The sequence below is a fragment of the Microbacterium sp. Mcb102 genome (assembly GCF_024519805.1).
Lineage (GTDB): Bacteria > Actinomycetota > Actinomycetes > Actinomycetales > Microbacteriaceae > Microbacterium.
Genome location: NZ_JALJRG010000009.1, coordinates 48,380 through 72,644, shown reverse-complemented (window position 1 = coordinate 72,644; position 24,265 = coordinate 48,380). Strand labels below are relative to the sequence as shown.

Sequence of the window (24,265 nt, the reverse complement as noted above, 5' to 3'; positions counted from 1 at the left end):
GCACCCCGCGCTCTGCCACCATGAGGGCCATGACCCCCAACGATGCTCCGCCCGCAGTGCCACCCAAAGGCGAACGGACGACACTCGAGAAGCTCCACGACGGGCTGACGAGTCCGGGCGGACGACTCATCCGGTACATCCTCGTGCTGGTGATCGTCGGGGCCGCCGTGTACTTCTCTCTCGCGGGATGGTTCCAGGTCTGCGAGGTCGTCGAATCGGAGAAGGAAGGACTCACCCGCACCTGTTCGGGACCAGACCTCACGAGCGCCGGCGTGCTCGCAGCCGTCATCTTCGTGTTGCTGCTCCTCTGGCCCGACCTCTCGGAGTTCAGCGCCTTCGGAGTCACGCTGAAGAAGCTGGTTCAGAAGGTCGACGAGAAGATCACGGATACGCGCGACAAGGCGACCCATATCGACGGGACGACGACCGAGACCAAGTCGCGCCTGGAGAGCCTGAGTTCCGCCGTCGACAGTCAGGCCGGCGACGTCCGTGCACGCCTCTCCCTCATCCAATCGAACCTGACCCGCCTGAGCGAAAGCGGATGGGGCCGCGAGACCGCACCCCCACGGACCAGCGCGTCACCCTTGACACCTTCACCGCGCTGGGACCAGTTCGACCGCAACAACTTCCTGAACGCGTGCCGCGGACTATCCGGCCCCGACGAGCTCGACGCGGCCATCAGCGAACTGCACGACATGATCGGCGAACCGTGGTGGCCTGACGCTCTCGAGTTCGGCGTCAGCGGCGACACCGCGAGTTTCGAGGGCCTCATCCTCGAACTCCTCCGACGATTCCGGGGACGGTGGGACGACCGCGCCGTGGAAGACCCCCACCGCGCCGCCGAGATCGACGCCATCCTGCGGGCCATCGAGAGGATGCTTCTCGCACTCATCAGCGACAAGACGGTCGACGACGATTCGATCCACACCGCCGCAGGAGTTCTGGTCCTCCTTCACCGAATCGCCTGAGCCGCATCGAGCGCGAGGGTTCGTCTCCCGCTGCTCGCTCGACGAACGGGACACTCAACCACCGTCTCCCCAGACCCGTCGCCTGCTCATTCCGGAGAGGAACTGGGCGGCCCGGGCCGCTCCGGCCCGCGCCGCAGGAAGAACCGAACGATCCCCCGCACGACGAAGAACACGATCGCCAGGATCACGACGAGAACGACCACGCTGATGAGGAGACCCCACCAGCTGAACATCGACCCGGTCATAGTTCGCGCTCCTCAGGAAAGGCCGAATACGCAACGGCAGATTCGTTCACAGTTCAGGATCCCGCACATTGCGGCCGACTTCGTCAAGGGGCACGCCGCGCCGCACATTGAGCACCGCGATCACGCGGTTCCAGAAGGTCTCGTTTGCGAACGCCGACTCGTTCCTCTTCTCAGCCGCAGCCGCGAGCGTGCTGGTCAGCAAAGAAACCATGGTGAAGATCGGGCCCATCCACGGTGCGCGCGCCCCGAGAGTGAACCCCACCACGACGACCACTCCCATGATCAGAAGGCCCGGGATGAAGCCCATCCTCCGATAGGTCGTCGATGGTGCCCCTCCGAGCACGAGGCCCGCGCTCACGGCCAGAGCAGCCGTCAACACGTACGTCAGAATCTCGCCTTCGATACTCATCGTCACGATCGTCTTCCCAATCCATCAGCAGGTCATTGCTCCCTACGGGCTCTCCGCGAAGCTCCGGCCCCGCTAGCAAGGTTCGATCCGACAAAGAAAGCAAGCAGCCCGATCACAAGGTACGCGGGAAGCGCATCTGCGGCTGGGGTATCAAGGCCTCCTGTCCACCCGAACCACGCCAGGAAGCCGAACCACACCGCAATAGGGATGAGTGCGAGAACAGTGCCTACCCTCCGCCCCGCTCGTCCAGCCAAAACTCCCCACAGGAGAAGAGCTACTCCTACCGCGACGTAGAGCATGGCTTCGGGCTCAGCAGTTCCGTACCCGGACGGCCCACCGACGCCGACCGCGCACTGGACCGAAATGCATCCGCGGGCTCCGAAGTCGCCTGCTCACCTTCATGCGACCAATCAAAGCATACATATGAGGACAGTCCGATATGCTTCGTCTGCGGCGGATCCAGGGGCACCACCATCGCGTCACTCAGCGCTCGGGACAGCGATAACGTCTTAACTGTCAGGGCGGGGTCGATCAACGAAGGAGCAACAATGACGATCTTCGAACCTTCCACGACCGGGGAATGCGCAGCGAAGGCGATGATTTCGTGACGACTCAACGCGTCCGCGGCACTGCGCTCGAGCGGACGATCGTCATGGCAATGATCCTCGTCGGCGGGGCGCTGCCAGTCGCCGCCAACGCGCCCCTGTTCCAGGACGTCGTGTGGGTCTTCTGGCTCGCAGCGCTCGTCCTCATCGTCGGAGCGTTGGCCTTGGTGCTGCGCATCATCTGGCGCGAACGACGCTCCAGCGATTCCTGAGCCCCTCACCGATCCGTCCCGCCACTCACTCTGTGGCGGGCCGGAGTTCACCGTTCGCCTACTTCGCAATCCCCCGCAGCAACCGCACGACCGTCTCCTCGACCCGCTCCGCACTCAACGGCTGTCCGATCAGCGCGGAGTATGACGCCATTGCAATGAACTGATCCGCGATCGCGGCAGCATCCACATCCGCTCGCACATCCCCGTCGGCCCGCCCGCGCGACACCCGCTCGGCGACCCACTCGCGGATCGGCGCCGCCAGCCGCTCGTTCAGCACCAAGCCGAGCTCGGGATCGGCCGCCGTCACCTCGATCAACGCCCGCGCCAGCGCCACGCCCTCGGGCCGAGCCAGCCCGGCGGACATCGCCGAGAACCACGCCCGCAGATCCGCCCCGAGGTCGGCGGTCATCGGCACCGACACGTCTGCACCCGGCAGCGTTCCCTCGAGCAGCGCCTCACCGAGGATCGCGGCCTTCGACGGCCACCACCGGTAGATCGTCTGCTTCGAGACCTCCGCCGACTCGGCGAGACCCTCGATCGTCACGGCCTCGTACCCGTCTGCGGCGAGCGCACGCCGCATCGCCTCCAGCACGGATTGACGGGCTTTTTCACTGCGGGGACGGGGCACCTTTCGAGCGTACTCAGGCGTACACTGGAATATAAGTAGACGCACCGTTGCGAAACTCGAACAAGGAGAAAGAGCATGGCCCTCACCGCACACTCCACCATCGGCGACTGGATGAACGACCCGACCGGCGGGCCACTCATCCGCGCACTCTTCGAGCAGACCGGCGCCGACCCCGAACTCCTCACCCCCGTGCTGGGCCTGCCCCTGCAGCAGCTCGTCGCGATGAGCCAGGGCCAGCTCCCCCAGTCGGTCGTCGACGACCTGGTGCGCGCGGCCAACGGCGGCGAGATCCCCGAAGCTGACGAGTCCGAGGGCTGGACCGAGAAGGTCACCACCGGCCGCTTCGCCGGCAAGACCGTGATCGTCACGGGCGCCGCCTCCGGCATCGGCAAGGCCACCGCCTCGCGCATCGCCCGCGAAGGCGGACGCGTGATCGCCAGCGACATCGCCGCCGAGAAGCTCGACGCCCTCAAGGCCGAGCTCCCGGATGCCGACATCGTCACGGTCGCCGGAGACCTCACGAAGCAGGAGGCGATCGACGCCGTCATCGCCGCCGCGGGCGACCGCATCGACGGCCTCGCGAACGTCGCCGGCATCAACGACGACTTCTCCCCCGCGGGCGAGACCCCGGATGCCGTCTGGGACCGCGTCATCGCGATCAACCTCACCGCTCCGTTCAAGCTCATGCGCGCGGTCATCCCCGTCATGGAAGCCGCCGGTCGCGGCGCCATCCTCAACGTCTCGAGCGAAGCCGGCCTGCGCGGCAACTCCTCGGGCAACGCCTACACGGCCAGCAAGCACGGCATCATCGGGGTCACCAAGTCGGCAGCCTTCATGTACGGGCCGAAGGGCATCCGCGTGAACTCCGTCGCGCCGGGCGGCGTTGCCACCGGCATCCCGATGCCCCCGAACATGTCTGAGTACGGCTCCGGCCGCCTGGCTCCGTTCCAGCAGGCGATCCCGACCGTCGCGACGGCCGAGCACCTCGCGGCATCCATCACGTTCCTGCTGTCGGATGACGCCGTGAACATCAACGGCGCCATCCTCGCCTCCGACGGCGGATGGTCGGTGCAGTAAGCCGCACCCGCGAAACCAACGCCCCCGCCGACCCGAACGGCGGGGGCGTTTCGCGTATCCGAGGCAGGCCATTTCGGCACGCCCCGACGACTGCCGTGCCCGCCCCACGGCGGAGCGATGTCTACGAGTAGGTCAGGCCGAAGAAGGTGGACCCGAGCATGAGGGTCAGGACGGCGACGATCGCGCTGACGGCTCTCACCCACGCCGTTCCGCGGCGCACGGCGACCGCACCGGAGAGGACCGCAGCGATCATCGTCGCGAAACTCAGGTAGCGGATGGTGAGATCCGGCAGCACCGCCGCTGTCGCGATGCCCGCAAGAAGTGCGAGAACGGCAGCGACCGCGGGGACCACGAGACGGCTCCCCACGTGCGGTCGGGTGCGGATGACCCCGCTCCTGTGCTCCGAGACACTCATGCTCGCTCCCCCATCAGCCTGACAATCGACGCGGCCAGGATCCCATGTCGTCGGCGCGGTGGCAACAGTTTCGGGAAGGCCTCCACACAGCAGGGCGTTTCGCGTGTCCCAGACCCGGGGCTCAGCGTCTGGTCGTGAGGACCGCCGCTGTCAACGCAGCTGCGGTCAGCCCCAGGGCCCCCACCGCGAGCAGAACCAGCCCGGCGGGCCACACCGCGAGCATGATGACGTCGTACATCTCATCGCCCGCCGGCGTCCACTGCTCGATCGCACCGGTGTTCGTGAGCGCGATACCGACGATCAGCGCCACCAGCGGGAGCCCCCAGGCGAGCATCCACGACAGGCGCCGCACTGTCGTCCGCTGGGTGTCCTCCTGTGATGTGCGAGGAGCCTGAGCACTCTCGACCGAACGCTCTTCCGCCGAACCCTGTTTCGCATCCATGCCTGCACCCTACCGACACGGATGCAAGGGGGCTGAGGCCCGCACTCGTCGCCCTTACACTCGACCGCATGCTGAAGCTCGCATCGATCGTGATCCGCGTGAACGACCTCCCCGCACAGTCCCGCTTCTGGAAGGCCGCCCTCGACTACGTCGATCGCGACCCGGCGGAAGACGACTGGGTCGTGCTGAAACCCCGCGACGCCGACGCCCCCTGCATCGCCCTCGACGCGCACCACTCCGAACGCGTGCTGCCGCCGCGCATCCACCTCGACATCTACGCCGAGGACCAGGCCACCGAAGTGCGCCGACTCACCGGGCTGGGCGCCCGCGAGGTGAACTGGGACAACCGCCCGGCCGACGCGGACTACGTGATCATGGAAGACCCCGAAGGTAACCGGTTCTGCATCGTCGACCGCCCCGACTGGGCGGGATGGGAACGCGCGGGCGACTGACAGCCGCTCACCGCCTCACACCCGGGCGAGCGACTCGGCCATCTCGACCAGCTCGTCCATCTCGCAGAGCAGCCCGGAAGCATACGACCGCCGCCACTCCTCGGCCGTGAGCCCCTCGCGCACCCGACGGCGATACAGCTCGAAGTCGGCGGGCTCGTTAGCTCGAGGGTCGAATCCGTAGCGCCTGCCGATCGCATCGACGGCTCCGATGATCCGCGCGCCCATCGCATCCGCACCGAGTGCAGCCGCAGCCCCCGCCGCGACCGAGACGGCGATCAGGAGCGACACCGGATCGCCGCCCGCCGCACTCCGCCGCACCGCGGGCAGCAGAGCGGCCATCGCCGCCGCCCCCTGACGCAGGTCGAGCTGAACCTTCGCCGCCACCACCGGAGCCATGAGCATCACCCACTCGTGACCGCACCGCGACGCGAGCGCCCCGGCACGACCCAGCAACTCGATCGCCACCCGGGATCGCCCCGACGCCCGCTGAACCTGGCCAGTGATGAGAAGGATCATCGCCGCCGCCGCATCCGGCATCTCATCGACGTCGGCGAGCGCGACCGCCACCTGGGCCACCGGGTCGCCCGCCGGCTCCGGACTGAGCGTGAAGAGGTAGGCGGAGAACGCCGCGGCGAGTCCCCGCAGCGCACGATCTCCGGAAGCTTCCGCCGGGATCCGCGCAGCCGAGATCCACGTCGCCGCCTCGGACATCTGACCCAGTTGATACGCGAGGAACCCCCTCGTGAGACTCAGCGCCGCCTCGAGGGAAGGAGCGGCTGATAGCGCCGACGCCCGGCGCACCATCTCGAGCAGCTCCTGCTGCCTCCCCGCCCGCACGCCGAACCAGAGCAGACCCCCGGCGATGGTCGCCGCGGTCTCCCCGTCGTCGGCGAGCACCGCGGAGTCGAACGCGGCCACGACATCCGGCCACTCGATCCGCAGCCGAGAGATCACCACCCCGGATCCCTCGGCCGTCAGAGCGACGGATGCCTCCGCAGCCTGCGACGCGAACCATGCGCGATGCCGCCGATACCACTGCTCATCCAGAGTCTCACCGCCCGCGGCGGCCCGCCGGATGAGCGGAGACACGCGGAAGACCGGCTCCGCCTCTCCCTCCTCCGCTGAGACGAGCGAGAACGACACGAGCTGATCGAGGTCGCGATCACGCGGCCTCTCCCCGCACACGGCCGCGGCGGCACCGCGGGTGAACGGCGCCGCGAACCCGGCGAGGCAGCGCAGAGTGTCGTGCTGCTCGCTCGTCAGGAGCGCCAGTGACGACCGCAGGGCCGCGGCCAACCGCGGTTCGCCGGCCTCCTCCGACCGGTCGATCTCCCGCAGCATCGAATCGCCGACCTCGGCGAGCGGCATCACGGCGGTCCGCGCGGCCGCCAGCTCGATCGCCAGCGGCAGCCGGCCCAGCATGTCGACGACCCGGCCGATCGTGACGGCATCCGCCGCGCGCGCCGCCGGAGGGAGCCTCGTCTCGAACAGCTCGTGCGCGTCCGCCGCGGGCAGAGGATCGACCCGCAACACACTCTCGCCGGGAACGCCGAGTGTCCGCCGCGACGTCGACAGCACGGCGAGTCCGCGCGCCCGCGCGAGTACGGCCACAGCGACGGCTGCCACGCCGACACTCGCCCCCTCCGCCCCGTCGATGACGAGGATGCCGCGCCGGTCGGCCAGATGCTCCGCGATCGCTTCCGGCGCCGCATCCGGGGCACCGACGGCAGACGCGATCACCGGCGCGACGGTGCCATCGACCTCGTCTCCGACGTTCACGAACCAGATGTAATCCTCGCCGGCGACCGCGTCACTGCCCAGCCAATCGACCGCGAGCCTCGTCTTGCCCACGCCCGCCGCGCCCGTGAGCGTGACCAGGCGCGCGACATCGAGCGCTGCCGTCAGCGCCGCACGCTCCTCCCGACGCCCCACCATCGGGGCGATCGGCGCCGGCACACCGAACATGCGCCCCGCGTGCGCCGCGAGGTTCGATACCGAGTGAGCGCCCGGGCTGCGGTCACGCTCCGACACCGCACCACCGCCCAGGCGCGCCAGCGCTCGATCCCCCGCGTCGGCCCGCGCCCGCGCCGTGTGCAGCAGAGCCAAGACGTCGTCATCATCGGGATGAGCCGCGCGCAGACCCTGCAGCGTCACCAGCGCCCGCGCGTTGTCGCCGGCATCCAGGTCGGCACGAACGCCGAGCAGCCGAGCCCGATCGACGGCGGTCCGGACCCGCACCCGCGCGAGGGCAGCGAAGGGTGGATCGCCGATCCCCTGCAGCGGCGAGTCCCGCCACCGCAGCAGCAGCGAACGCACCTCTTCGGAGTCGGACGGGATGACCCCGGCCTCGGCATCCTCCAGCGTCCAGAGGTCGACCTGCATCCCGGGATCGTCGACGAGACGGTAGCCAGCCCGCCCACCCTCGAGCCAGGCGCCGAGAGGCGTCGCACGCAATCGTGACATATACGCCCGGGCGGTCGTCCGCGCCTGCGCGGGCGGCTCGGCCCACAGGTCGTCGATGAGGTCTTCCAGAGCGACCGGCGCTCCGCGTTCGAGAGCGAGCCGAGCGATGACGGCGCGCGGAAGCGGACCCCCGACCGGCACCCGCTCGCCGTCGACGGACGCCTCGATCCGGTCGAGAAGCTGCACGCGCGCGGTGGCCACAGCCGATCATTGCACGAACGTTGCACTCGGTCGAGAGCCAGGATCGAGGCATCCTTCGAGCCCGAGGCTGGAGACATGAATCACACAGATGCCCCTGTTCAGACCCGGTTCCGCACCTCGCTCGGCGACATCGCAGCGACCGTCATGGGCAGTGGCCCCTATGCGGTTCTCTGGCACGGCATGTTCGTCGACGGCGACTCCTGGGGTTCGGTCGTCGAGGCACTCGCCCCGCACCGGACGCTCGTCGTGCTCGACGGCCCCGGTTACGGCGCGAGCACCCCGTTGTCACGGGTGAGTTCGATCGAGGAGTGCGCGGAAGCCGGCGCGCAGATCATCGAGCAGCTCGGGGGAGACGGACGCGTCGACTGGGTGGGTGCGGCCTGGGGTGGTCACGTGGGGATGACCATGGCCGCGCTCTTCCCGGACACCGTCCGCTCACTGGTCGCGGTGAGCTCGCCGGTGGAGCCGATCGACCCGGTGTTCCGGATCAAGCTCATCATCGCCAACCAGATCCTGGCCCACTTCGGACCCATCGCCCACCTCCGGCACGTGATCCACGACGCTCAGCTGATACCGCCGCACACCAAGGACCGGTCGATGACTGCCGTCATCGATCACGCCCTGAACCGCGCCCCGCGTCGCAGCATCGCCGCCACCGTCACATCGTTCATCATCAACCGCGGCGACGCCTCGCACCGCCTGCCGCGGATCACCGCGCCCACCCTGCTCATCACCGGCGACGACCGCGGCGAATGGACGCCCGAGGTGATGGATGCCGCAGCCAGCCGGATCCCCGACGCCAGGACCCTCGTCATCGAAAGCGCGCGCACCCTCGTGCCGGTCGAGCAGCCCGCGGAGCTCGCGGCAGGCATCGTGGAGTTCTGGCAGTCACTGGATGCGCGCTGACTCTGCCGGCGTCCGATCCCGCTCCACGATCATCCGCACCACCGTGCCGACCACGCCGATCACGAGCGTCACGATCACCGGCTGCCACACCTCGGCGAGCACCATCGGGAACACCCCCACCGACGCCCTCATCATCTCGGGAACGTCGCCGTCGAGCACCCGCATGCCGAGTCCGTACTGGATCGCCGTGAACAACGCCGGTACGACCCACACCGCGAGGAGACCGACCACCCAGACCACGATCCGCCAGGCCGGTCGCACTCCACACCACACCAGCGCCGCACCGACGACGATCGCCGGCAGCCAGGGCGACAGATAGGGCAGGAACACCGGCGGGAATGCGTCGCCTGTGACGGCCAGGAAACAGCGGCCCACCCAGTTGGCGAACGGCACCGCCGCGAGCACGACACCGAGAGCGACAACGCCGACCGACCGCCGCGATGTCATCCAGAAGCCCAGCTGCGCGAGGAGAATCGCCGCGACCACACCGCCGAGGAGCCCGGCGAAGTAGAGCGTCACCCGACTGTCGCCACCGCGACCGAGCCCGAGCCCGCCGGCCAGCACCGTGAAGCTCTGCACCACCGCGATCACGTGCACGAGCAGCACCCCGAGCGCCGCGGGCCACACGGCGATCGCACGACGACGCGCCACGAAGTGCACCGTGAACCCGGCGAAGACCCCGCCGAGCAGCAACAACGAGAAGAGCAGCGTCACGAAGTACTGACTCAGCGGCAGCAGCACGAACGGCATGTCCTCCGGCATCGTCGCCGACGCCCAGAGGTTCTGCAGCGGAAGGATGCCGCCGCCGATCAACCACGGCAGAATCCCCAGCACACCCCCGCCGACGCCGATCGCGAAAGGCAGGGCGCGAGCGCGCGCATCGACGGGTGGCGATATTTCAGTCATGGGGAGACCCTGCCAGACGGAGCCCGCCGCTCACGGAAGGCGCGACCGAATGCCGGGGCAGACGACGACACCGCCGCCTGCCGATCCGGCCTCTGCTCAGACCTGGCCGGGGCGACCGTCCCGCGCCATCGCCTGCCGATGCGAGGTGAGCGCCGCACGCACGGCCGAGTAGATCACCAGCCAGGTGATGAGGACGCCGATGAGGATCACGGCAGACCAGAACAGGATGATGAGGAGGATGCTGTCGCCGAACATGGCCTCAGGATGCCGCAGCCACGCCGCCCCGGGCGTCAGACTCCCCGCATCCGCTGCACAGCCGCCCGCACCAGCGCCGCATTCCCGGGCGCGCTGCTGCCGTCGGGGAGGAGCAGAGTGTCTTCCAAGCCGATCCGCACATCGAGTCGGAGCTCGACCGCGAGGTCGAACACCGGCCACGTCGAACCCTCTTCGCCGTGCAGCAGGATGGGCAGGTCGGGCTCCTCGAGCGACACGTGCGCGATCATCGCCTCGGCGTGCTCGCGCACTGTCTCGGCAGGCTCATCGGGCAGCTCGATCAGCACCCGCAAGCACCGGTCGCGCAGGGGCGAGCGCTTCCACACCTCGAAGCCCGCCGCATCCCACAACCCCGCCTCGACCGCCACCCCACGCCGCAGCAGCAGGGCCGCCACCTCGTCGGCACCGGATTCATGCCAGTTGACGGATGCGTGGTCGGGCAGCTCCGTCCACGACTCGATCGCGGCCAGACGACGCTCGACGTCGGGCTCGGCCCACTCCCCGGTCGTCACTCCGACCGGCACGCCCGGCGCGGCTTGACGGACAGCCCACACCCACCGGGCCACATCGTCGGCGGCCAGGCTGTCGCGCCCCGCCGCATCCTTCGGGTGCACATGCACCTCGCGCGCACCGGCGGCCACCGCCCGTGCGGCATCATCGGCGACCACGCCGGGGTCGAGGCCCAACCACGGATGCTCCGCGGGATCCCTGGCGCCGTTGACACATGCCTGCAACAGCATCCGGCCCTCGGAACCGGCTGCGCGCGCGCCCTCGGACGGCACGCTCATCCGATCAGGTCGCGCGGGTGCCGCTCGTACGCGCTCTCGTCCTTCGAGGGTCCCTCTTCGGTGCGCACCGTGTGCGCGACCTGGCGCGCCATGGCGGCACCACGAGCGGCCTTCACCGCATCGGCCTCGGTCTCGAAGCTCGCGCCCAGCGTCTGCGATTCACCCTCGATGCGGTTGAACCAGATGCCATTGCGATGGAAAGTCTCGATATCACCTGCGGCCATGCGGGATCCCTTCTCTCGACTCCCTTTCTACGGCACACGACCGACACCCACAGAGCCCCTTGACACCCTCCGCAGACGTGTCCGACCCGGTCGCCTCAGCCGCCGGGGCCGGCCCGCCGCACCGCATCGCCCATCGCCGCGAACGCCTCTTCGAGGATCGGGCGCGGGGTCGCGAACACGACCCGGACGAAGCCCTCCGCACCGTGCCCGAGCAACCGACCTTCGGTGAGCACGACCCCGGCCTGCTCGCGGAAGAACTCCGCCGGCGGCCCCGGGATGCCGAGCGCACGGGTGTCGATCCAGCCGACGTACGTGGCATCGGGCACCCGGTACACGGCTCCGGGCAGATGCTCCTGCACGAGCGAGGTGAGCTCCCGCCGCGACCCGTCGAGGTACTCGAGCACGTCCGACAGCCAGGACTTGCCCTCGCGATACGCGGCCGTCGAGGCCACGACACCGAGGGTCGACGCCCCGTGCTGCACCGCGAACCCGAACCGTTTGTACAGCTGCTGATCCGCGTCGTTCGAGGTGATCAGCTGCGCGGTCTTCAGCCCCGGGATGTTCCACGCCTTCGACGCGCTCGTCCCCGTCACCGTATGCGCGGCCGTCGCCTCCGACACCGACGCGTACGGGACGAAGGGCGCCCCGTCGTAGCGCAGCGGCGCGTGGATCTCATCCGCGAACACCCGCCCGCCGTGCCGCTCGACGACCTCGGCGATCGCCTCGAGCTCTTCCCGACCGACGATCGTTCCCGTCGGGTTGTGCGGGTTGCAGAGCACGAGCGTCCGCGCCCCCGCGGCGAACGCCTCGTCGATGCGCTGCAGGTCGTGCTGCCAGCGTCCGTCGACCTCGACCCCGGGGACCTCGATCACCGGATGCCCGATCGCCGGCAGATATGTCAGGAACGGCATATAGGCCGGAGTCGGCACGATCACCGGCGAGCCAGCGGGTGCATACTCCTGCACCGCGACCCCGAGTGCGGCCATCACATCCGACACCGGGTGCACGCGCTCCGGGTCGACCGCCCAGTCGTATTCGCTTCGCATCCATCCCGCGGTGGCCTCCCCCAGCTCCGCGGCCTGCGGCGGTGAGAGGTAACCGAGGTTCTCGTCGTCGACCGCCCGGTGCAGCGCCGCCGCGATCTCGGGCGCGATCCCGAAGTCCATCTCCGCCACCCACGCCCCGATACGACCGGGGTGCAGACTCCACTTGCGGCTCTGCGGCCTGTCGAGGAAGAGGCGGGTACGTTCGTCGAACGGATGCGGGGAGGGATGTGCGGTCATGGTCGTGGGTTCGCGCCGGCTCAGCCGACAGCGTCCGTACAGGACAGATGCGGGGCACGGATCTCGGGCACGGGAAAACTCCATTCACAGCGGGGTCCGACCAATCTACGGACGGTCTCGCCCGGTCGCACTTCGCGTTTCCGTCCGTGACGGTGGGCATGCCCGGCCCGCGTGCACAACTCCTCAAGAACGGCCGCGTTGTGCCGGGAATCGGCGCTCGCAACACCTTCCGGCGGAGATTCTGAGGAGTTATGCACGCGCCGGGCGGGAGGGCGCGATCGAGGCCGCCCACAACTCAGGAAGTCTGTGCCGAATCCGGCCCGAATCCCCGCCGACGGACCCCATCGGCGGGATTTTCCTGAGTTATGCACGCGCACCGCGACGGACGACGCCGGCAGCACCCCGCGGATCCCGGAGCCCGCTGGTAACGTTCCCTAGATCGCACGCACGACATCCGGAGGGCAGTGATGAGCGAACGAGCGCGCCGCCCGACCGTGAAAGAGGTCGCGACCCGAGCGGGCGTCAGCCCCATGACCGTGTCGCGCACGCTCTCGGGCGGGCTCAACGTCAAGCCCGACGTGCAGCAGCGCGTCATGGAAGCCGTCGCCGAACTCGGCTACCACCGCAACGAGAACGCGCGCAGCATCCGCCCCGGCCACAGCAGCGGACTCATCGGCGTCGCGATCACGAACATCGCCAACCCGTACTACAGCACCTTCGCGCTCGGCGTCGAAGAGGAGGCCGCGCTCACCGGCCGCCGCATCCTGCTCGGCAACACGTCGGAGGATGCCGCGCGCGAAGCCGACCTCGTCGGCGACTTCCTCGGCCGCCGAGTCGACGGACTCATCGTCGTGCCCGCCGGCCCCACCTCCGCCCACCTCGCGCACTCGCAGAGCCAGGGCGTACCCGTGGTCCTCGCCTCGCGCCGCATCGACGGACTCGCGGTCGACAGCGTCGTGCTCGCCGACGACGACGGCGCGCACCGCGGCACGATCGCGCTCATCGACCACGGCCACACCCGCATCGGCTACCTCGGCAATGCGCTGTCGATCTTCACCGGTGAGCGCCGATACGCGGGCTACGTGCGTGCACTCGAAGAACGCGGACTCGCCGTCGACCCGAGCATCGTCGCCGCGAACCAGCAGACCGTCGACCAGGCCCGCGGAGCCACCCGGGCACTGCTCGGCCTCGAGCATCCGCCCACCGCCATCTTCTGCGCGAACAACCGCAACGCCATCGGCGCGCTCAAGGAGATCAGCGCCCAGCTCAACGCCGGGTCCCGCGCCGCGGCCGACTTCCCCGAGATCATGAGCTTCGACGACTTCGAGCTCGCCGAGCTGTCGCCCGTGCCCATCAGCGTGATCGACCACGACCCCCGCGAACTGGGCCGCACGGTCACCCGCCTGCTGCTCGACCGCCTCGACGGCGGGGACCGGGACGCCGCGCCGCGCGAGGTCGAGCTCCCGGTGTCGCTCCGCTCCGTGCGCTGACCTCCTCCGCGCCCAGGCACCTCCGTCCGGGCACCCGCTCCATCCGGACACCACTTGCATGACTCCACGCCGGATGCATGAGTGATTACCGACGCACCGTCATGCAGGCGGCCGCGGGGTCATGCAGGTGTGCCGATGAGGGGTGGCTCCGCTCCGTGCGCTGAGCCCGGACTCCCCGCATCCGATCGGGTGTTGACACCCCCACACCGCGTTGATAACGTTACCAATCATCGACGAAGCAGTCGGATGAGGCGACGAGGAGGCCGGATGGAGCTGTGCATCGATTTCGGGGGCACCGAGATCAAGCTCGCCGTGATCGACGGCACCCGTGTCGTCGCCTCGGGCAGCATCCCCGTGCTCGGCAGCCCCGCCGACCTGGCCGCCGCCGCCGCCGAAGCCCGCCGACTCCTGACCGAGACCACGCGCCCCGCGGATGCCGTGGGCATCGCCGTCCCGGGCGTCGTCGACCCGACCAGCGGACGGATGCTGCACGCCAACGCGAAGTACGACTTCCTCGAGGGCCTCGACCTGAACAGCTGGGCGCTCACCGAGTTCGGCCTCCCCGCCGTGGTCGAGAACGACGCCAGGGCGGCGCTGATCGGCGAGACCTCGACGGGCAGCGCAGCCCGCGAGGGCGATGCGGTGCTCGTCACCCTCGGCACCGGCATCGGCACCGCGGCCATGATCGACGGCCTGCCCCTGCGGGGACGCACCGGGCACGCCGGCATCCTCGGCGGACACCTCACGGTCGACCTCGACGGACCGATATGCCCGTGCGGGAACATCGGCTGCGGCGAGGCGCTGGCGAGCACCTGGGCGCTCCCCTCCGGCACCACCATGACCGAGGTCTTCACGACCGACGCGCACCCCGGCATCCGCGACCGCTTCCTGCACGTGTGGGGCGCGGTCGTCACGTCGCTCGTGCACTCTTACGACCCGGCGGTGGTGATCCTGTCCGGCGGGATCCTGCGCGCGGGCGATGCGGTCCGCGCCCCGATCGAAGCCCACGTGCGCCAACATCTCTGGCCCTCGATGACGCCGCCGCAGTTCGTCGTCCCCCCAGAGCCTGAGCTCTCCGTCGCCCGCGGACTCAGCGTCCTCGCCCGCGCCACGACCATTCACACCGCCACACCGCAGGAGGAACAGTGACCACCCCGATCAGCGACATGCACGAAGGGCACACGACCCGAGGTCGCTACGACACCCAGCCCACCGTGGCGCTCCCCCCGGGCGAGCGCATCCTCCGCGGCGCCGAGGGCTGGAACGCCGCCGCCGAGCTGGCCGAGGCCTGCGCCCGCGTGACCGGCACCGCCCCCGTGCTGCTGGTGGACGCCTACCCGGGAGTCGATGTCCCCGCCCTCACGACCGCAGTGCGCGATGCCCTGCCGGACTGGACCGTCGTCGACGTCGAAACCGCTGCCCGCCCGGTCGCCGAGGTCGAGCAGCTGATCGCCCCGAACCTCACCGACGACCGCGTCTTCGGCGTGATGAGCCACTTCACGCTGACCGACTTCTACGACGCCGCGAAGCTCGACGCCCTCGCCGGCAGCATCACGCAGAGCCCCACCGTCGTGATCGGCTGGGGTTCCGCGCTCCTCGCCCCGCGCCTCGACGGCGCCGCAGCGACCGTGCTCGTCGACATGGCCCGCTGGGAGATCCAGCTGCGCCAGCGCAAGGGCGCCACGAACTGGCGCGCCGACAACGCCTCGGAAGACAACCTGCGCAAGTACAAGCGCGGCTTCTTCGTCGAGTGGCGCGTCGCCGACCGGCACAAGCGCAGCCTGTTCGACACGGTCGACTTCGTGCTCGACGGCAACGCGATCGCGCCGGCCGAACAGCATCCGGACTCGCCCGAAGCCGGCATGATCACCGGAAACGCGTTCCGACAGGCCCTGAAGGATGCGGCGCACCGGCCGTTCCGCGTCGTGCCGTTCTTCGACCCCGGAGTCTGGGGCGGACAGTGGATGAAGAACCTCATCGGCCTCGACCCCTCGAAGGACAACTACGCGTGGTGCTTCGACTGCGTGCCCGAGGAGAACTCCTTGCTGCTGGAGGGAGAGGGCGGCGTGATCGAGATCCCCGCCCTCGACCTGGTCTTCCGCCGCCCGGTCGACCTGCTCGGCGCGAAGACGTTCTCGCGCTTCGGCGCCGAGTTCCCGATCCGCTTCGACTTCCTCGACACGATGGACGGCGGCAACCTCAGCCTGCAGGTGCACCCGCTGACCGACTACATCCAGAACACGTTCGGCATGCACTACACGCAGGACGAGAGCTACTACATGCTCGATGTCGGCGACGATGCGGTGGTGTACCTGGGCACCAAGGAGGGCATCGACCGCACCGAGATGCTGCAGGATCTGGCGACGGCGCAGGACGGCGAGCATCCGTTCCCCGCCGACAAGTACGTCAACTCGTTCCCGGCCCGCAAGCACGACCACTTCGCCATCCCGGCCGGCACCGTGCACTGCTCAGGCGCGAACTCGATGGTGCTGGAGATCTCGGCGACGCCGTTCATCTTCACCTTCAAGCTCTGGGACTGGGGCCGCGTCGGCCTCGACGGCATCCCCCGCCCCGTGCACCTCGACCACGGCGCCCGCAACATCCAGTGGGACCGCGACACCACCTGGGTCGGCGACAACCTGATCGACCAGGTGCAGACGATCCGCACCGACGGCGACGTGATCGAAGAGAGCACGGGCCTGCACGAGCTCGAGTTCATCGAGGTGCGCCGGCACTGGTTCACCGGCGGCGCCGACCACGACACCGAGGGCACGGTCAACGTGCTCAACCTGGTCGAGGGGGATGAGGTGCAGGTCGTCAGCCCGACCGGCGCCTTCGAGCCCTTCGTCATCCACTACGCCGAGACGTTCATCGTCCCGGCCGCCGTGGGGGCGTACCGGATCGAGCGCACCGAAAACTCGCGCAGCGCCCGCTTCGCGACCGTCAAGGCGTACGTGCGCGGCTCGCGCACGAGCGACAACTGAACACGGAAACCGCACACAGCAACCCGAATGCAGCACCCATCGCGACGGATTCCCGCGGGAATCCCTTGCACCGCACTCATCACCTTGGTACCGTGAACCCAGATTTATGGTAACGATACCAAACGAACAAGGGAGTTCTGAATGATTTCGCGACGCACGATCGCCGCTGCCGCGGCCGGTCTCCTCCTCGGCACCCTGGCCCTCGCCGGGTGCTCCGGCGATTCCGGATCCGGAGACGCCGGAGAGGTGACCGGCACGCTCAACTTCTACACCGACAAGGCGGCGTGGAAGCCCGACTTCGAGTCGCTCAACGAGGTCAGCGGCGAGGCCGTCGACATCACCCTCAAGACCACCGGCTACTCGGATGCGAACCAGTACGACGCCTTCATCAAGCAGTCGTTCCGCACCGAGAAGTCGCCAGGCCTGTTCACCTGGCACACCGGCGACTCGCTCAAGCAGCTGGTCGACGAGGGTCTGGTCGCCGAGACCACCGACATCTGGACCAAAGCGGTCGACGAGGGCTGGGTGAGCGAAGACCTGCGCGACAGCTACACCTACGACGACAAGCAGTACTGCGTGCCGATGAACATCGCCTACTGGATCATGTTCTACAACAAGGCCGCCTTCGCCGACAACGGCATCGAGGTTCCCACCAGCTGGGACGAGCTGAACGACGCCGCCGAGACGCTGAAGGACGCCGGGGTCACCCCGTACTACCAGACCAGCGTGCTCTTCACGTTCCAGTGGTTCCAGCACCTGGTGGCCTCGACCGACCCCGACCTGTACGCCGGGCTCACCACGGGCGACGTGAAGTACACCGACCCCGAGATCGTCGACGTCATGAACGTCTGGCTCGACGAGCAGAAGGCGGGCTGGTTCAGCGACGCGGGCAGCACGACCGACCCCGCGGTCGGCCTCAAGCAGGGCGACTACGCCATGATCAACTTCGGCACGTTCTTCGCGGGCAACCTCGAGGGCGCGGGCATGACCACCGACGACTACGGGATGTTCGCGATCCCGGCCGTCAACGACGACCTCGACGCCACCCCGGTCGCCGTGGAATCGGGCCCGATCTGCACCGCCGAGAACTCCAAGCAGCGCGACCTCGGTCTCGCCTACGCCGAGTGGTGGATGTCACCCGACGCGCAGACCGCCTGGAACGACGCCCACGGAGACGTGGCGTTCAACCCGAAGGCGAAGGTCGCAGACCCCGCTCTCGCCGAGCTGGGTACCACCATCGCCGGCGACGACTACATGCTGTACGACCGGTTCTTCGAGGCGATGCCGACCGAGATCGTGACCACCGCGATCGAGCAGTTCGGCGCCTTCAACGCCAACCCCGGCGACCCGATGCCGTTCCTGGAGAAGATCCAGGCCACGGCTGACAAGTACTGGGCAGAGCAGGAGTAAGCGTCGGATGGCGCATCAGAAGTCGCCGTACCAGTGGTCCGCCCGGGGCTTCATCGCCCCGGGCGTGATCCTGGTCGCGGTCCTGCTCTACCTCCCCCTGCTGTGGACGGTGTTCCTCAGCTTCACGAAGTACAACGGCCTCGGCAGCCCCGACTGGATCGGGCTCGACAACTACGTCGAGATGTTCACCGACGGCGACTTCGTGGGCTCCGCCATGAACACCGTGCTCTGGGTGATCGGCACCCTGATCATCCCGGTCGGCATCGGCCTGGCGATCGCCCTGCTCACCTGGAACCTCGGCGGCGGCATCTGGCTGCGCCTCCCCTTCCTCATCCCCTACGCCCTCTCCGGCATCGGCGTCGGCGTGGTGTGGTCGTTCATCCTCTCCTCCGGCGGAGCGCTCGACCAGGCCCTGGCCGCCTTCGGCGTGACCGACCCGCCGCGGTGGCTGTTGGATGCTCCGCTCAACACGATCGTCATGATCATCGCCTCGTCGTGGCAGGGCGTCGGCGTGAACGCGCTGCTGTTCACCATCGGCCTGCAGGCCATCCCGAAGGAGCCGCTTGAGGCCGCCCGCATCGACGGCGCCGGCGGCGTGCGCCTGTTCACCAGCATCCTCTGGCCGATGCTCCGCCCGCTCACGGCGGTGGTCGTCGGGCTCTCGATCGTCGCGAGCCTGAAGACCTTCGACATCGTCTGGGGCATGACGAAGGGCGGACCGGGCACCGTCTCGGAGACCCTCGCGCTGACGATGTACAAGGAGACGTTCGTGAACAGCGACTACGGACTCGGCTCGGCGATCGCGGTGTTCCTCACCGTCATCACCCTGGTCGCGTCGGTGCTGTACCTGCGTCAGCAGCTCTCCCCGAAGAAGGAGATGTGATGTCGAAGATCATCCGCACCGCCGTCCTCGTCATCCTCGGGATCGTGTGGCTGCTGCCCGCGTACCTCCTCGTCGTGAACGCGATGAAGGATCCGATGACCTTCACCTCGAAGGAGTCGTGGATCCCCACCGAGTTCCACCTGTTCGAGAACTTCGCCGACGCGTTCGAGCTCTCGGGCCTCGGCGACAGCATCCTCAGCACCCTCATCTACTCGATCGTCTCGCCGACCATCGCCGTGCTCGTGGGCGCGGCGGCCGGGTACGCGATCGTGGCCCTGCGGCTCAAGCGCGGCTTCCTGTGGTTCGTCGTGATCTTCGGCGGCACGGTGTTCCCGCTGCAGATGGTGCTGCTGCCGCTGTTCGACGCCTACTCGCGCATCGGACTCTTCGACACCCGCGTGGGCATGGTGATCATCTACACGGTGATCTCGATCCCGTTCTCGGCCTTCGTGATGCGCAACTTCTTCACCGGCGTCGCGCACAACGTGTTCGAGGCCGCGGTGCTCGACGGCGCCACCACCTGGCGCATCTTCGTGCGGCTGTACCTGCCGATGGCGTCGAGCGCGCTGGTCGCGATCTTCATCCTGCAGGCCACGTTCGTGTGGAACGACCTGCTGCTCGGCCTCACACTCAGCCAGTCCGACGACATCCGCCCGATCATCACGACCCTGTCCGGCATGCAGAGCACCTATGGCGGCGCACAGATGTCGGTCGTGCTCGCCGCGGCCGTGCTCGTCTCGCTCCCGACCGTGATCCTGTTCCTCTGCACGCAGCGGTTCTTCGCCAAGGGCCTCGCGCTCGGCCAGTACTGACCCCTCTCCCGCCCCTCGCCCCGCCCCTCGAAAGGCATCATGCATCCGCTCATCCCCACCGTCGAGGACCTCGCCGCCGTTGCGGTCACCCACCATTACGACGACATGATCGCGCCGACCGGCCTCACGAACATGTTCGGCACCGTGCGCGTCGACCACGACCTGACCGCGATCAGCGCGGTGCAGTTCCCGCCCGTGTCGCAGGGGCTCACCCAGACCGCGGTGCTGTTCGTCGACGGCCGGCTGTTCGCGTCGTACGGCGTGCCCGTCACGCACGAGTGGCGGGCGGACCGGGTGGTGCGGCGGGCGACCGTCGGTGAACTCGAGATCGAGACGACCACGGTGTGCGTGCCGGGGAAGACGGCGGTGGCGATCGACATCGCCGTACGCAACACCGGATCGCAGGATCGGGAGGTGCGGATCGGGCTCTCGGCAGCCGCCCGGGTCACCCGATCGCAGGAGGCCTGGCTCGACGCCGAGTCGCCGTCCGAACGCGACACCGCGGCCGTCGACGGCGAGCGCCTGCTGTTCTCGTCGGCGGATGCGGCGGCCTGGAGTGCACAGGGCCTGGCGGGCGGGTCGGCGGCGCTGAGCGGGGTGGCCTCGCTTCCCGAGGCGTTCGACACCGGCATCGGCGGGAACGGCCGCGGCGGCGAGCTGTCGGTGGCCCTCGCCGTGCCGGCCGGGGGCGTCGCGCGCACGGCCTACGTGCAGGCGGTCGGGATCTCCCGCGACGATGCCGCGCGCACCTATGACGCCGTGACGGCCGACGTGCCCGGTGCGGTCGCCGCCGCCGAGGAGTTCTGGAACCGGCAGCTGCACGCCGCCTTCGACCCCGACGACGGGGAGTTCTCCGGGGCGCTGCCCGTGCTCGAGACGGCATCCGTGCCGCTGCGCCGCCTGTATTGGTGGGCGGTGCTCGGCGTGATCTGGTTCCGCCGCGACTTCGCCGGGAACGTGCTCGGCCGCTCGTACGACACCCTCATGCCGAACTACTGGGGCACCACCACGTTCATCTGGGACTACAGCCTGAGCTCGGTCAGCCACGCGCTGCTCGACCCCGCCGAGATGCGGAACCAGGTGCGGCACTGGATCTCGCTCGACATCCACTCGCACTTCGGTACCTCTTCGCTCACCGGCGGGCCGGTCGGCCGCTGGTACTCCGTGAACGACTACGCCATGACCCGGCTCGTGCACGACTACGTGCGCTTCACCGGTGACACCGCGTTCCTCGACGAGATCGTCGGCGACGAGACGGTCGCCGAGTCGGTGCGGCAATGGGCGATGGCGTGGAAGAAGTTACGCCGAGGCACGGCCCTCGCCGATTACGGCGAGATCGACAACCTGCTGGAGTGCGTCAGCTCGTACACGCACGAGGTCGCGAGCCTCAACGCCGCGAACGTCTGGAGCATGCGGACGGCCGCCGCGCTCGCCGAGCTGCGGGGAGACCTGTCCGGCGGTGCGGAACTGCGCGCCGAGGCCGACGCCCTGCTCCCGGCCGTGATCGAGCGCTACCTTCCCGGTGAGGGCATCTTCACCGCGGGACAGCCCGACGGCACGCAACTGCCGGTGCGGCACTGCTACGACTTCAGCGTGGTCGGCACGACGATCGCCGACGACCTCGCCCCGAGCATCCGCGACGAGATGGTCTCGTTCTTCCAGCGCGAACTGCAGACCGACAACTGGATGCGCGCGCTCTCGCCGTGGGACCCCGACGCCAGCTACAGCCCGCGGCCCGACCACCAGTGGAACGGCGCCTACCCCGCCTGGCCCGCGGATGCCGGACGCGCTCTGGCCGCTCTCGGCGCTCCCGAGGTGCTCGCCTCGTGGGTCGAAGGGCTGTCGCGCACCGCGAACCAGGGCCCGATGGGACAGGCGCACTTCGTGGAGGAGGCCGTGCCCGGCATCAACGGCGGCGCGCGCAAAGCCCCACCCCAGCTGCCGTACATCATCGACTGGTCGTGCTCGTCGTCGGGCGCCTGGGTCGAGCTCGTGATCGAGGCCCTGTTCGGCGTCTCGGTCGCGGCCGACGGCACGGTGCGCGCGTCCGGCTGCGTCGCCGCACTCGACCCGCACGCGGTGCTGCGCGGCCTGCGTGTGGGCGAGAAGACCTACGACATCGACGCCTCCGGAGGGATCACCGAGACCCCAGGGCTCTGAACCGTCCCCGCAGTCTCGTGCGTTGAGCGACACTTCGACTCGCTGGCGCTCGCTCAGTGCAGGTCTCCGCGAGACGAAACGCCCCACGCACGACCCTGCAACACGAACACGAAGGAGTGATCGAGATGAGAAGACGCATGATCGCGGCGGGACTCGCCGCCGCATCCCTGTGCGCCGGAGCGCTGTTCGCCGCCCCGGCGAGCGCGGCGGTTCCGGCCGGCGGCGGACACGGAGGCGGACACGGACCCGGCCAGTGCTCACTGGTCGACAAGACGCTCACGGCGACATCGAGCGTGAACCAGGATCTGACCGAGACCTTCACGACCTACGGGAACACCGGCGGCGAGTGGACCGGGGGCGACAGCACCTACTCGCTGCCGCTCGGTAAGGGGAAGACCGGCTGGTTCTTCTCGGACACCTTCCTCGGCACCGTGAACCCCGACGGCTCACGCCCGACCGACTCTCCGTTCGTGAACAACTCGGTCGTGGTGCAGGACCGCCGTGGCGACCTCACGACCATCACCGGCGGCACCCCCGACGACCCGGCCGGCATCATCCCGCCCGAGCCCGACGGCAAGTGGTACTGGATCGGCGACCCGACGCCCGGCCGTCACGGCACGGTGCAGGTGCCGCTGCTGCAGTTCGCCCGAACCGGCACGGGGCAGTGGGACTTCGCGTGGACCGCGAACCGGCTCGCCACGCTCGACGGTCAGACGCTGCAGCTCGAGGGCATCGTGGACCTCCCCTCGGCGACCGGCATCAACTGGGGCTCGTGGACCCTCGAAGAACGCGGCACGACCTACATCTACGGCATCGCCGACCCCGGCGGAGTGCGCTCGGCCTACGTCGCCAAGGTGCAGGGCAAGGACGGCCTCAAGGGCACGTGGACGTATTGGAACGGCACGACCTGGGTGGCGAACGAAGCGGATGCCGTACCCGTGGTGCCCTACGTGGCCAACGAGTTCAGCGTCGCCCCCTTCCGCGACGGCTACCTGCTCGTGACGCAGGACACGTCGGAGCTGTTCAGCACCCGCATCGTCGCGCGCACCTCGTGCTCGCCGACCGGTCCGTTCACCGACCCGGTCGAGCTGTACCGCACACCCGAGACCGGGGCGCTCGGCAGCTACGGAGACCCCGACGTGTTCACCTACAACGCGCACGAGCATCCGAATCTGCGTCAGGGCAACCGCATCCTCGTGTCCTACAACGTGAACACCTTCGACAACGTGGGTGACGTGTACGACGACGCCTCGATCTACCGCCCGCGGTTCATCGACGTGCAGCTCAAGGTCACCGGATGACGGATGACTGCGCGGCGCTCCGGGGGCTCCTCGCCTCCGGAGCGCCGGTCACCTGGGTGTTCACGGGCGACTCGATCACGCACGGACTCATCCACACCCGCGGTGCCCGCAACCACGTCGACCACCTGCACGAGCTGATCCGCGGCGATGCCGGACGGGTGCAGGATGCCGTGATCAACACGGCGATCACGGGGTGGCGGGCCGACCTGATCCTGGGCGACTTCGACCGTCGCGTGGCGCACTGGCGGCCCGACGTGGTGACGCTCATGATCGGCACGAACGACTGCACCACCGAGTGGCTCGACCCCGTGATCGAGGTGTCGGCGTTCGCGGCGTCGATCGCCGAGTTCGTGCGGCGGGTGCGGGCGCTCGGTGCGGTGCCGGTGCTGCAGACGCCGCCGACCGTCGACCTCCTGCACGCGCCCGACCGTGCCCGCATCGGCGAGTTCGCGCAGGCGATCCGAGATGTGGCTGCGCGGGAAGGCGTGGTTCTGGTGGATCAGTACGCCGCGTTCGCGGACTTCTCGGTGGGGACCGGCCCGGGTAATGAGGGCGTGCCGTGGGGACTGCTCGACGACGCGTTCCACCCGAGCGCGGCGGGGCATGCCCTGCTCGCGCTCGGGTGGGCCGAGGTGGTCGGGATCGGCGACGCCGGGTCGCTCGTGCTCGCGGAGCTCGCGGCGCGGGTGGCGGTGGCGCGGCATCCGCAGTGGCCTCCCGTGTGACGG

At 69.0% G+C, this 24,265-nt stretch carries 25 protein-coding genes; 14 read left to right on the top strand and 11 right to left on the bottom strand.

Features of this window, described 5'->3' with window-relative positions; genetic code table 11:
• Nucleotides 1-29 precede the first annotated feature (29 nt).
• Nucleotides 30-968, top strand: coding sequence for a hypothetical protein (locus tag OC372_RS18855; protein ID WP_262003758.1), 939 nt, complete (start codon nt 30-32; stop codon nt 966-968).
• 86 nt (nt 969-1,054) lie between these two features.
• Here the strand turns inward: OC372_RS18855 and OC372_RS18850 are convergent, their stop codons facing one another.
• The gene (locus OC372_RS18850; RefSeq protein WP_262003755.1) at nt 1,055-1,213 is read right to left on the bottom strand and encodes a hypothetical protein; all 159 of its coding nucleotides are present in this window, start codon (nt 1,211-1,213) and stop codon (nt 1,055-1,057) included.
• A gap of 46 nt (nt 1,214-1,259) precedes the next feature.
• Nucleotides 1,260-1,622, bottom strand: a complete 363-nt coding sequence (locus OC372_RS18845) for a hypothetical protein (RefSeq protein ID WP_262003753.1) — start codon at nt 1,620-1,622, stop codon at nt 1,260-1,262.
• A gap of 604 nt (nt 1,623-2,226) precedes the next feature.
• On the opposite strand from OC372_RS18845, the gene OC372_RS18840 reads away from it, so the two are divergent.
• Nucleotides 2,227-2,439 (top strand): hypothetical protein, encoded by a 213-nt coding sequence (locus OC372_RS18840; RefSeq protein ID WP_262003751.1) that lies wholly within the window; start codon nt 2,227-2,229, stop codon nt 2,437-2,439.
• 58 nt (nt 2,440-2,497) lie between these two features.
• On the opposite strand, the gene OC372_RS18835 is transcribed toward OC372_RS18840, so the two are convergent.
• Nucleotides 2,498-3,067 carry a TetR/AcrR family transcriptional regulator gene (locus OC372_RS18835; protein WP_262003749.1) on the bottom strand — a complete coding sequence of 190 codons (570 nt, stop codon included), beginning with the start codon at nt 3,065-3,067 and terminating at the stop codon, nt 2,498-2,500.
• 75 nt (nt 3,068-3,142) lie between these two features.
• On the opposite strand from OC372_RS18835, the gene OC372_RS18830 reads away from it, so the two are divergent.
• On the top strand, nt 3,143-4,144 hold the full coding sequence (locus OC372_RS18830; RefSeq protein ID WP_262003747.1) for an SDR family NAD(P)-dependent oxidoreductase: 1,002 nt from the start codon (nt 3,143-3,145) through the stop codon (nt 4,142-4,144).
• Between the two features lie 121 nt (nt 4,145-4,265).
• Here the strand turns inward: OC372_RS18830 and OC372_RS18825 are convergent, their stop codons facing one another.
• Together OC372_RS18825 and OC372_RS18820 are read right to left on the bottom strand one after the other, a co-directional pair.
• Nucleotides 4,266-4,559, bottom strand: a complete 294-nt coding sequence (locus OC372_RS18825; RefSeq protein ID WP_262003745.1) for a hypothetical protein — start codon at nt 4,557-4,559, stop codon at nt 4,266-4,268.
• Between the two features lie 121 nt (nt 4,560-4,680).
• Nucleotides 4,681-5,001, bottom strand: a complete 321-nt coding sequence (locus OC372_RS18820; RefSeq protein ID WP_136025686.1) for a hypothetical protein — start codon at nt 4,999-5,001, stop codon at nt 4,681-4,683.
• A gap of 68 nt (nt 5,002-5,069) precedes the next feature.
• Between OC372_RS18820 and OC372_RS18815 the strand changes: the two genes are divergently transcribed.
• Complete coding sequence (locus tag OC372_RS18815; RefSeq protein ID WP_262003742.1) at nt 5,070-5,453, top strand: VOC family protein; 384 nt, start codon at nt 5,070-5,072, stop codon at nt 5,451-5,453.
• 15 nt (nt 5,454-5,468) lie between these two features.
• Here the strand turns inward: OC372_RS18815 and OC372_RS18810 are convergent, their stop codons facing one another.
• Complete coding sequence (locus tag OC372_RS18810; protein WP_262003740.1) at nt 5,469-8,117, bottom strand: ATP-binding protein; 2,649 nt, start codon at nt 8,115-8,117, stop codon at nt 5,469-5,471.
• A gap of 75 nt (nt 8,118-8,192) precedes the next feature.
• On the opposite strand from OC372_RS18810, the gene OC372_RS18805 reads away from it, so the two are divergent.
• Nucleotides 8,193-9,023: an alpha/beta fold hydrolase gene (locus OC372_RS18805; RefSeq protein ID WP_262003738.1), complete on the top strand. Its 831-nt coding sequence runs from the start codon at nt 8,193-8,195 to the stop codon at nt 9,021-9,023.
• Here the strand turns inward: OC372_RS18805 and OC372_RS18800 are convergent.
• The 5 genes from OC372_RS18800 to OC372_RS18780 all read right to left on the bottom strand — a co-directional run bounded on the left by OC372_RS18800 (nt 9,006) and on the right by OC372_RS18780 (nt 12,497).
• Entirely contained in the window at nt 9,006-9,929 is a 924-nt protein-coding gene (locus OC372_RS18800) for a hypothetical protein (protein WP_262003737.1), read from the bottom strand. The genes OC372_RS18805 and OC372_RS18800 overlap by 18 nt on opposite strands.
• A 96-nt stretch (nt 9,930-10,025) precedes the next feature.
• Nucleotides 10,026-10,184, bottom strand: a complete 159-nt coding sequence (locus tag OC372_RS18795; RefSeq protein ID WP_156027153.1) for a hypothetical protein — start codon at nt 10,182-10,184, stop codon at nt 10,026-10,028.
• 35 nt (nt 10,185-10,219) lie between these two features.
• Nucleotides 10,220-10,990: a 3-keto-5-aminohexanoate cleavage protein gene (locus tag OC372_RS18790; protein WP_262003733.1), complete on the bottom strand. Its 771-nt coding sequence runs from the start codon at nt 10,988-10,990 to the stop codon at nt 10,220-10,222.
• Nucleotides 10,987-11,214 (bottom strand): DUF2188 domain-containing protein, encoded by a 228-nt coding sequence (locus tag OC372_RS18785; RefSeq protein WP_029263966.1) that lies wholly within the window; start codon nt 11,212-11,214, stop codon nt 10,987-10,989. Before OC372_RS18785 ends, OC372_RS18790 begins: the two co-directional genes overlap by 4 nt.
• A gap of 95 nt (nt 11,215-11,309) precedes the next feature.
• On the bottom strand, nt 11,310-12,497 hold the full coding sequence (locus OC372_RS18780) for a MalY/PatB family protein (RefSeq protein ID WP_262003730.1): 1,188 nt from the start codon (nt 12,495-12,497) through the stop codon (nt 11,310-11,312).
• Between the two features lie 467 nt (nt 12,498-12,964).
• On the opposite strand from OC372_RS18780, the gene OC372_RS18775 reads away from it, so the two are divergent.
• From OC372_RS18775 to OC372_RS18735, 9 genes are all read left to right on the top strand, one after another.
• Nucleotides 12,965-13,987, top strand: coding sequence for a LacI family DNA-binding transcriptional regulator (locus OC372_RS18775; RefSeq protein ID WP_262003727.1), 1,023 nt, complete (start codon nt 12,965-12,967; stop codon nt 13,985-13,987).
• A 267-nt stretch (nt 13,988-14,254) separates the two neighbouring features.
• Nucleotides 14,255-15,136 (top strand): ROK family protein, encoded by an 882-nt coding sequence (locus OC372_RS18770; RefSeq protein WP_262003725.1) that lies wholly within the window; start codon nt 14,255-14,257, stop codon nt 15,134-15,136.
• On the top strand, nt 15,133-16,971 hold the full coding sequence (locus OC372_RS18765; RefSeq protein WP_262003722.1) for a class I mannose-6-phosphate isomerase: 1,839 nt from the start codon (nt 15,133-15,135) through the stop codon (nt 16,969-16,971). The genes OC372_RS18770 and OC372_RS18765 overlap by 4 nt, the downstream gene beginning before the upstream one ends.
• A 141-nt stretch (nt 16,972-17,112) precedes the next feature.
• A complete protein-coding gene (locus tag OC372_RS18760; RefSeq protein ID WP_262003719.1) occupies nt 17,113-18,381 on the top strand; it encodes an ABC transporter substrate-binding protein in 1,269 nt (422 codons plus the stop codon).
• 7 nt (nt 18,382-18,388) lie between these two features.
• Nucleotides 18,389-19,264, top strand: coding sequence for a carbohydrate ABC transporter permease (locus tag OC372_RS18755; protein ID WP_105711773.1), 876 nt, complete (start codon nt 18,389-18,391; stop codon nt 19,262-19,264).
• The gene (locus OC372_RS18750; RefSeq protein ID WP_167633656.1) at nt 19,264-20,076 is read left to right on the top strand and encodes a carbohydrate ABC transporter permease; all 813 of its coding nucleotides are present in this window, start codon (nt 19,264-19,266) and stop codon (nt 20,074-20,076) included. Before OC372_RS18755 ends, OC372_RS18750 begins: the two co-directional genes overlap by 1 nt.
• Before the next feature lie 39 nt (nt 20,077-20,115).
• The gene (locus OC372_RS18745) at nt 20,116-22,236 is read left to right on the top strand and encodes a hypothetical protein (protein ID WP_262003714.1); all 2,121 of its coding nucleotides are present in this window, start codon (nt 20,116-20,118) and stop codon (nt 22,234-22,236) included.
• A 125-nt stretch (nt 22,237-22,361) separates the two neighbouring features.
• Entirely contained in the window at nt 22,362-23,537 is a 1,176-nt protein-coding gene (locus OC372_RS18740; protein WP_262003711.1) for a DUF4185 domain-containing protein, read from the top strand.
• Nucleotides 23,534-24,262 carry an SGNH/GDSL hydrolase family protein gene (locus tag OC372_RS18735; RefSeq protein ID WP_262003691.1) on the top strand — a complete coding sequence of 243 codons (729 nt, stop codon included), beginning with the start codon at nt 23,534-23,536 and terminating at the stop codon, nt 24,260-24,262. Before OC372_RS18740 ends, OC372_RS18735 begins: the two co-directional genes overlap by 4 nt.
• Nucleotides 24,263-24,265: the final 3 nt, after the last annotated feature.

Coding starts and splice junctions, on each gene's coding strand:
- OC372_RS18760 (WP_262003719.1), top strand. CDS start 17,113: ATGATTTCGCGACGCACGATCGCCGCTGCCGCGGCCGGTCTCCTCCTC.
- OC372_RS18815 (WP_262003742.1), top strand. CDS start 5,070: ATGCTGAAGCTCGCATCGATCGTGATCCGCGTGAACGACCTCCCCGCA.
- OC372_RS18805 (WP_262003738.1), top strand. CDS start 8,193: ATGAATCACACAGATGCCCCTGTTCAGACCCGGTTCCGCACCTCGCTC.
- OC372_RS18750 (WP_167633656.1), top strand. CDS start 19,264: ATGTCGAAGATCATCCGCACCGCCGTCCTCGTCATCCTCGGGATCGTG.
- OC372_RS18850 (WP_262003755.1), bottom strand. CDS start 1,213: ATGACCGGGTCGATGTTCAGCTGGTGGGGTCTCCTCATCAGCGTGGTC.
- OC372_RS18830 (WP_262003747.1), top strand. CDS start 3,143: ATGGCCCTCACCGCACACTCCACCATCGGCGACTGGATGAACGACCCG.
- OC372_RS18800 (WP_262003737.1), bottom strand. CDS start 9,929: ATGACTGAAATATCGCCACCCGTCGATGCGCGCGCTCGCGCCCTGCCT.
- OC372_RS18790 (WP_262003733.1), bottom strand. CDS start 10,990: ATGAGCGTGCCGTCCGAGGGCGCGCGCGCAGCCGGTTCCGAGGGCCGG.
- OC372_RS18845 (WP_262003753.1), bottom strand. CDS start 1,622: ATGAGTATCGAAGGCGAGATTCTGACGTACGTGTTGACGGCTGCTCTG.
- OC372_RS18785 (WP_029263966.1), bottom strand. CDS start 11,214: ATGGCCGCAGGTGATATCGAGACTTTCCATCGCAATGGCATCTGGTTC.
- OC372_RS18825 (WP_262003745.1), bottom strand. CDS start 4,559: ATGAGTGTCTCGGAGCACAGGAGCGGGGTCATCCGCACCCGACCGCAC.
- OC372_RS18755 (WP_105711773.1), top strand. CDS start 18,389: ATGGCGCATCAGAAGTCGCCGTACCAGTGGTCCGCCCGGGGCTTCATC.
- OC372_RS18770 (WP_262003725.1), top strand. CDS start 14,255: ATGGAGCTGTGCATCGATTTCGGGGGCACCGAGATCAAGCTCGCCGTG.
- OC372_RS18745 (WP_262003714.1), top strand. CDS start 20,116: ATGCATCCGCTCATCCCCACCGTCGAGGACCTCGCCGCCGTTGCGGTC.
- OC372_RS18795 (WP_156027153.1), bottom strand. CDS start 10,184: ATGTTCGGCGACAGCATCCTCCTCATCATCCTGTTCTGGTCTGCCGTG.
- OC372_RS18820 (WP_136025686.1), bottom strand. CDS start 5,001: ATGGATGCGAAACAGGGTTCGGCGGAAGAGCGTTCGGTCGAGAGTGCT.
- OC372_RS18735 (WP_262003691.1), top strand. CDS start 23,534: ATGACGGATGACTGCGCGGCGCTCCGGGGGCTCCTCGCCTCCGGAGCG.
- OC372_RS18855 (WP_262003758.1), top strand. CDS start 30: ATGACCCCCAACGATGCTCCGCCCGCAGTGCCACCCAAAGGCGAACGG.
- OC372_RS18780 (WP_262003730.1), bottom strand. CDS start 12,497: ATGACCGCACATCCCTCCCCGCATCCGTTCGACGAACGTACCCGCCTC.
- OC372_RS18740 (WP_262003711.1), top strand. CDS start 22,362: ATGAGAAGACGCATGATCGCGGCGGGACTCGCCGCCGCATCCCTGTGC.
- OC372_RS18775 (WP_262003727.1), top strand. CDS start 12,965: ATGAGCGAACGAGCGCGCCGCCCGACCGTGAAAGAGGTCGCGACCCGA.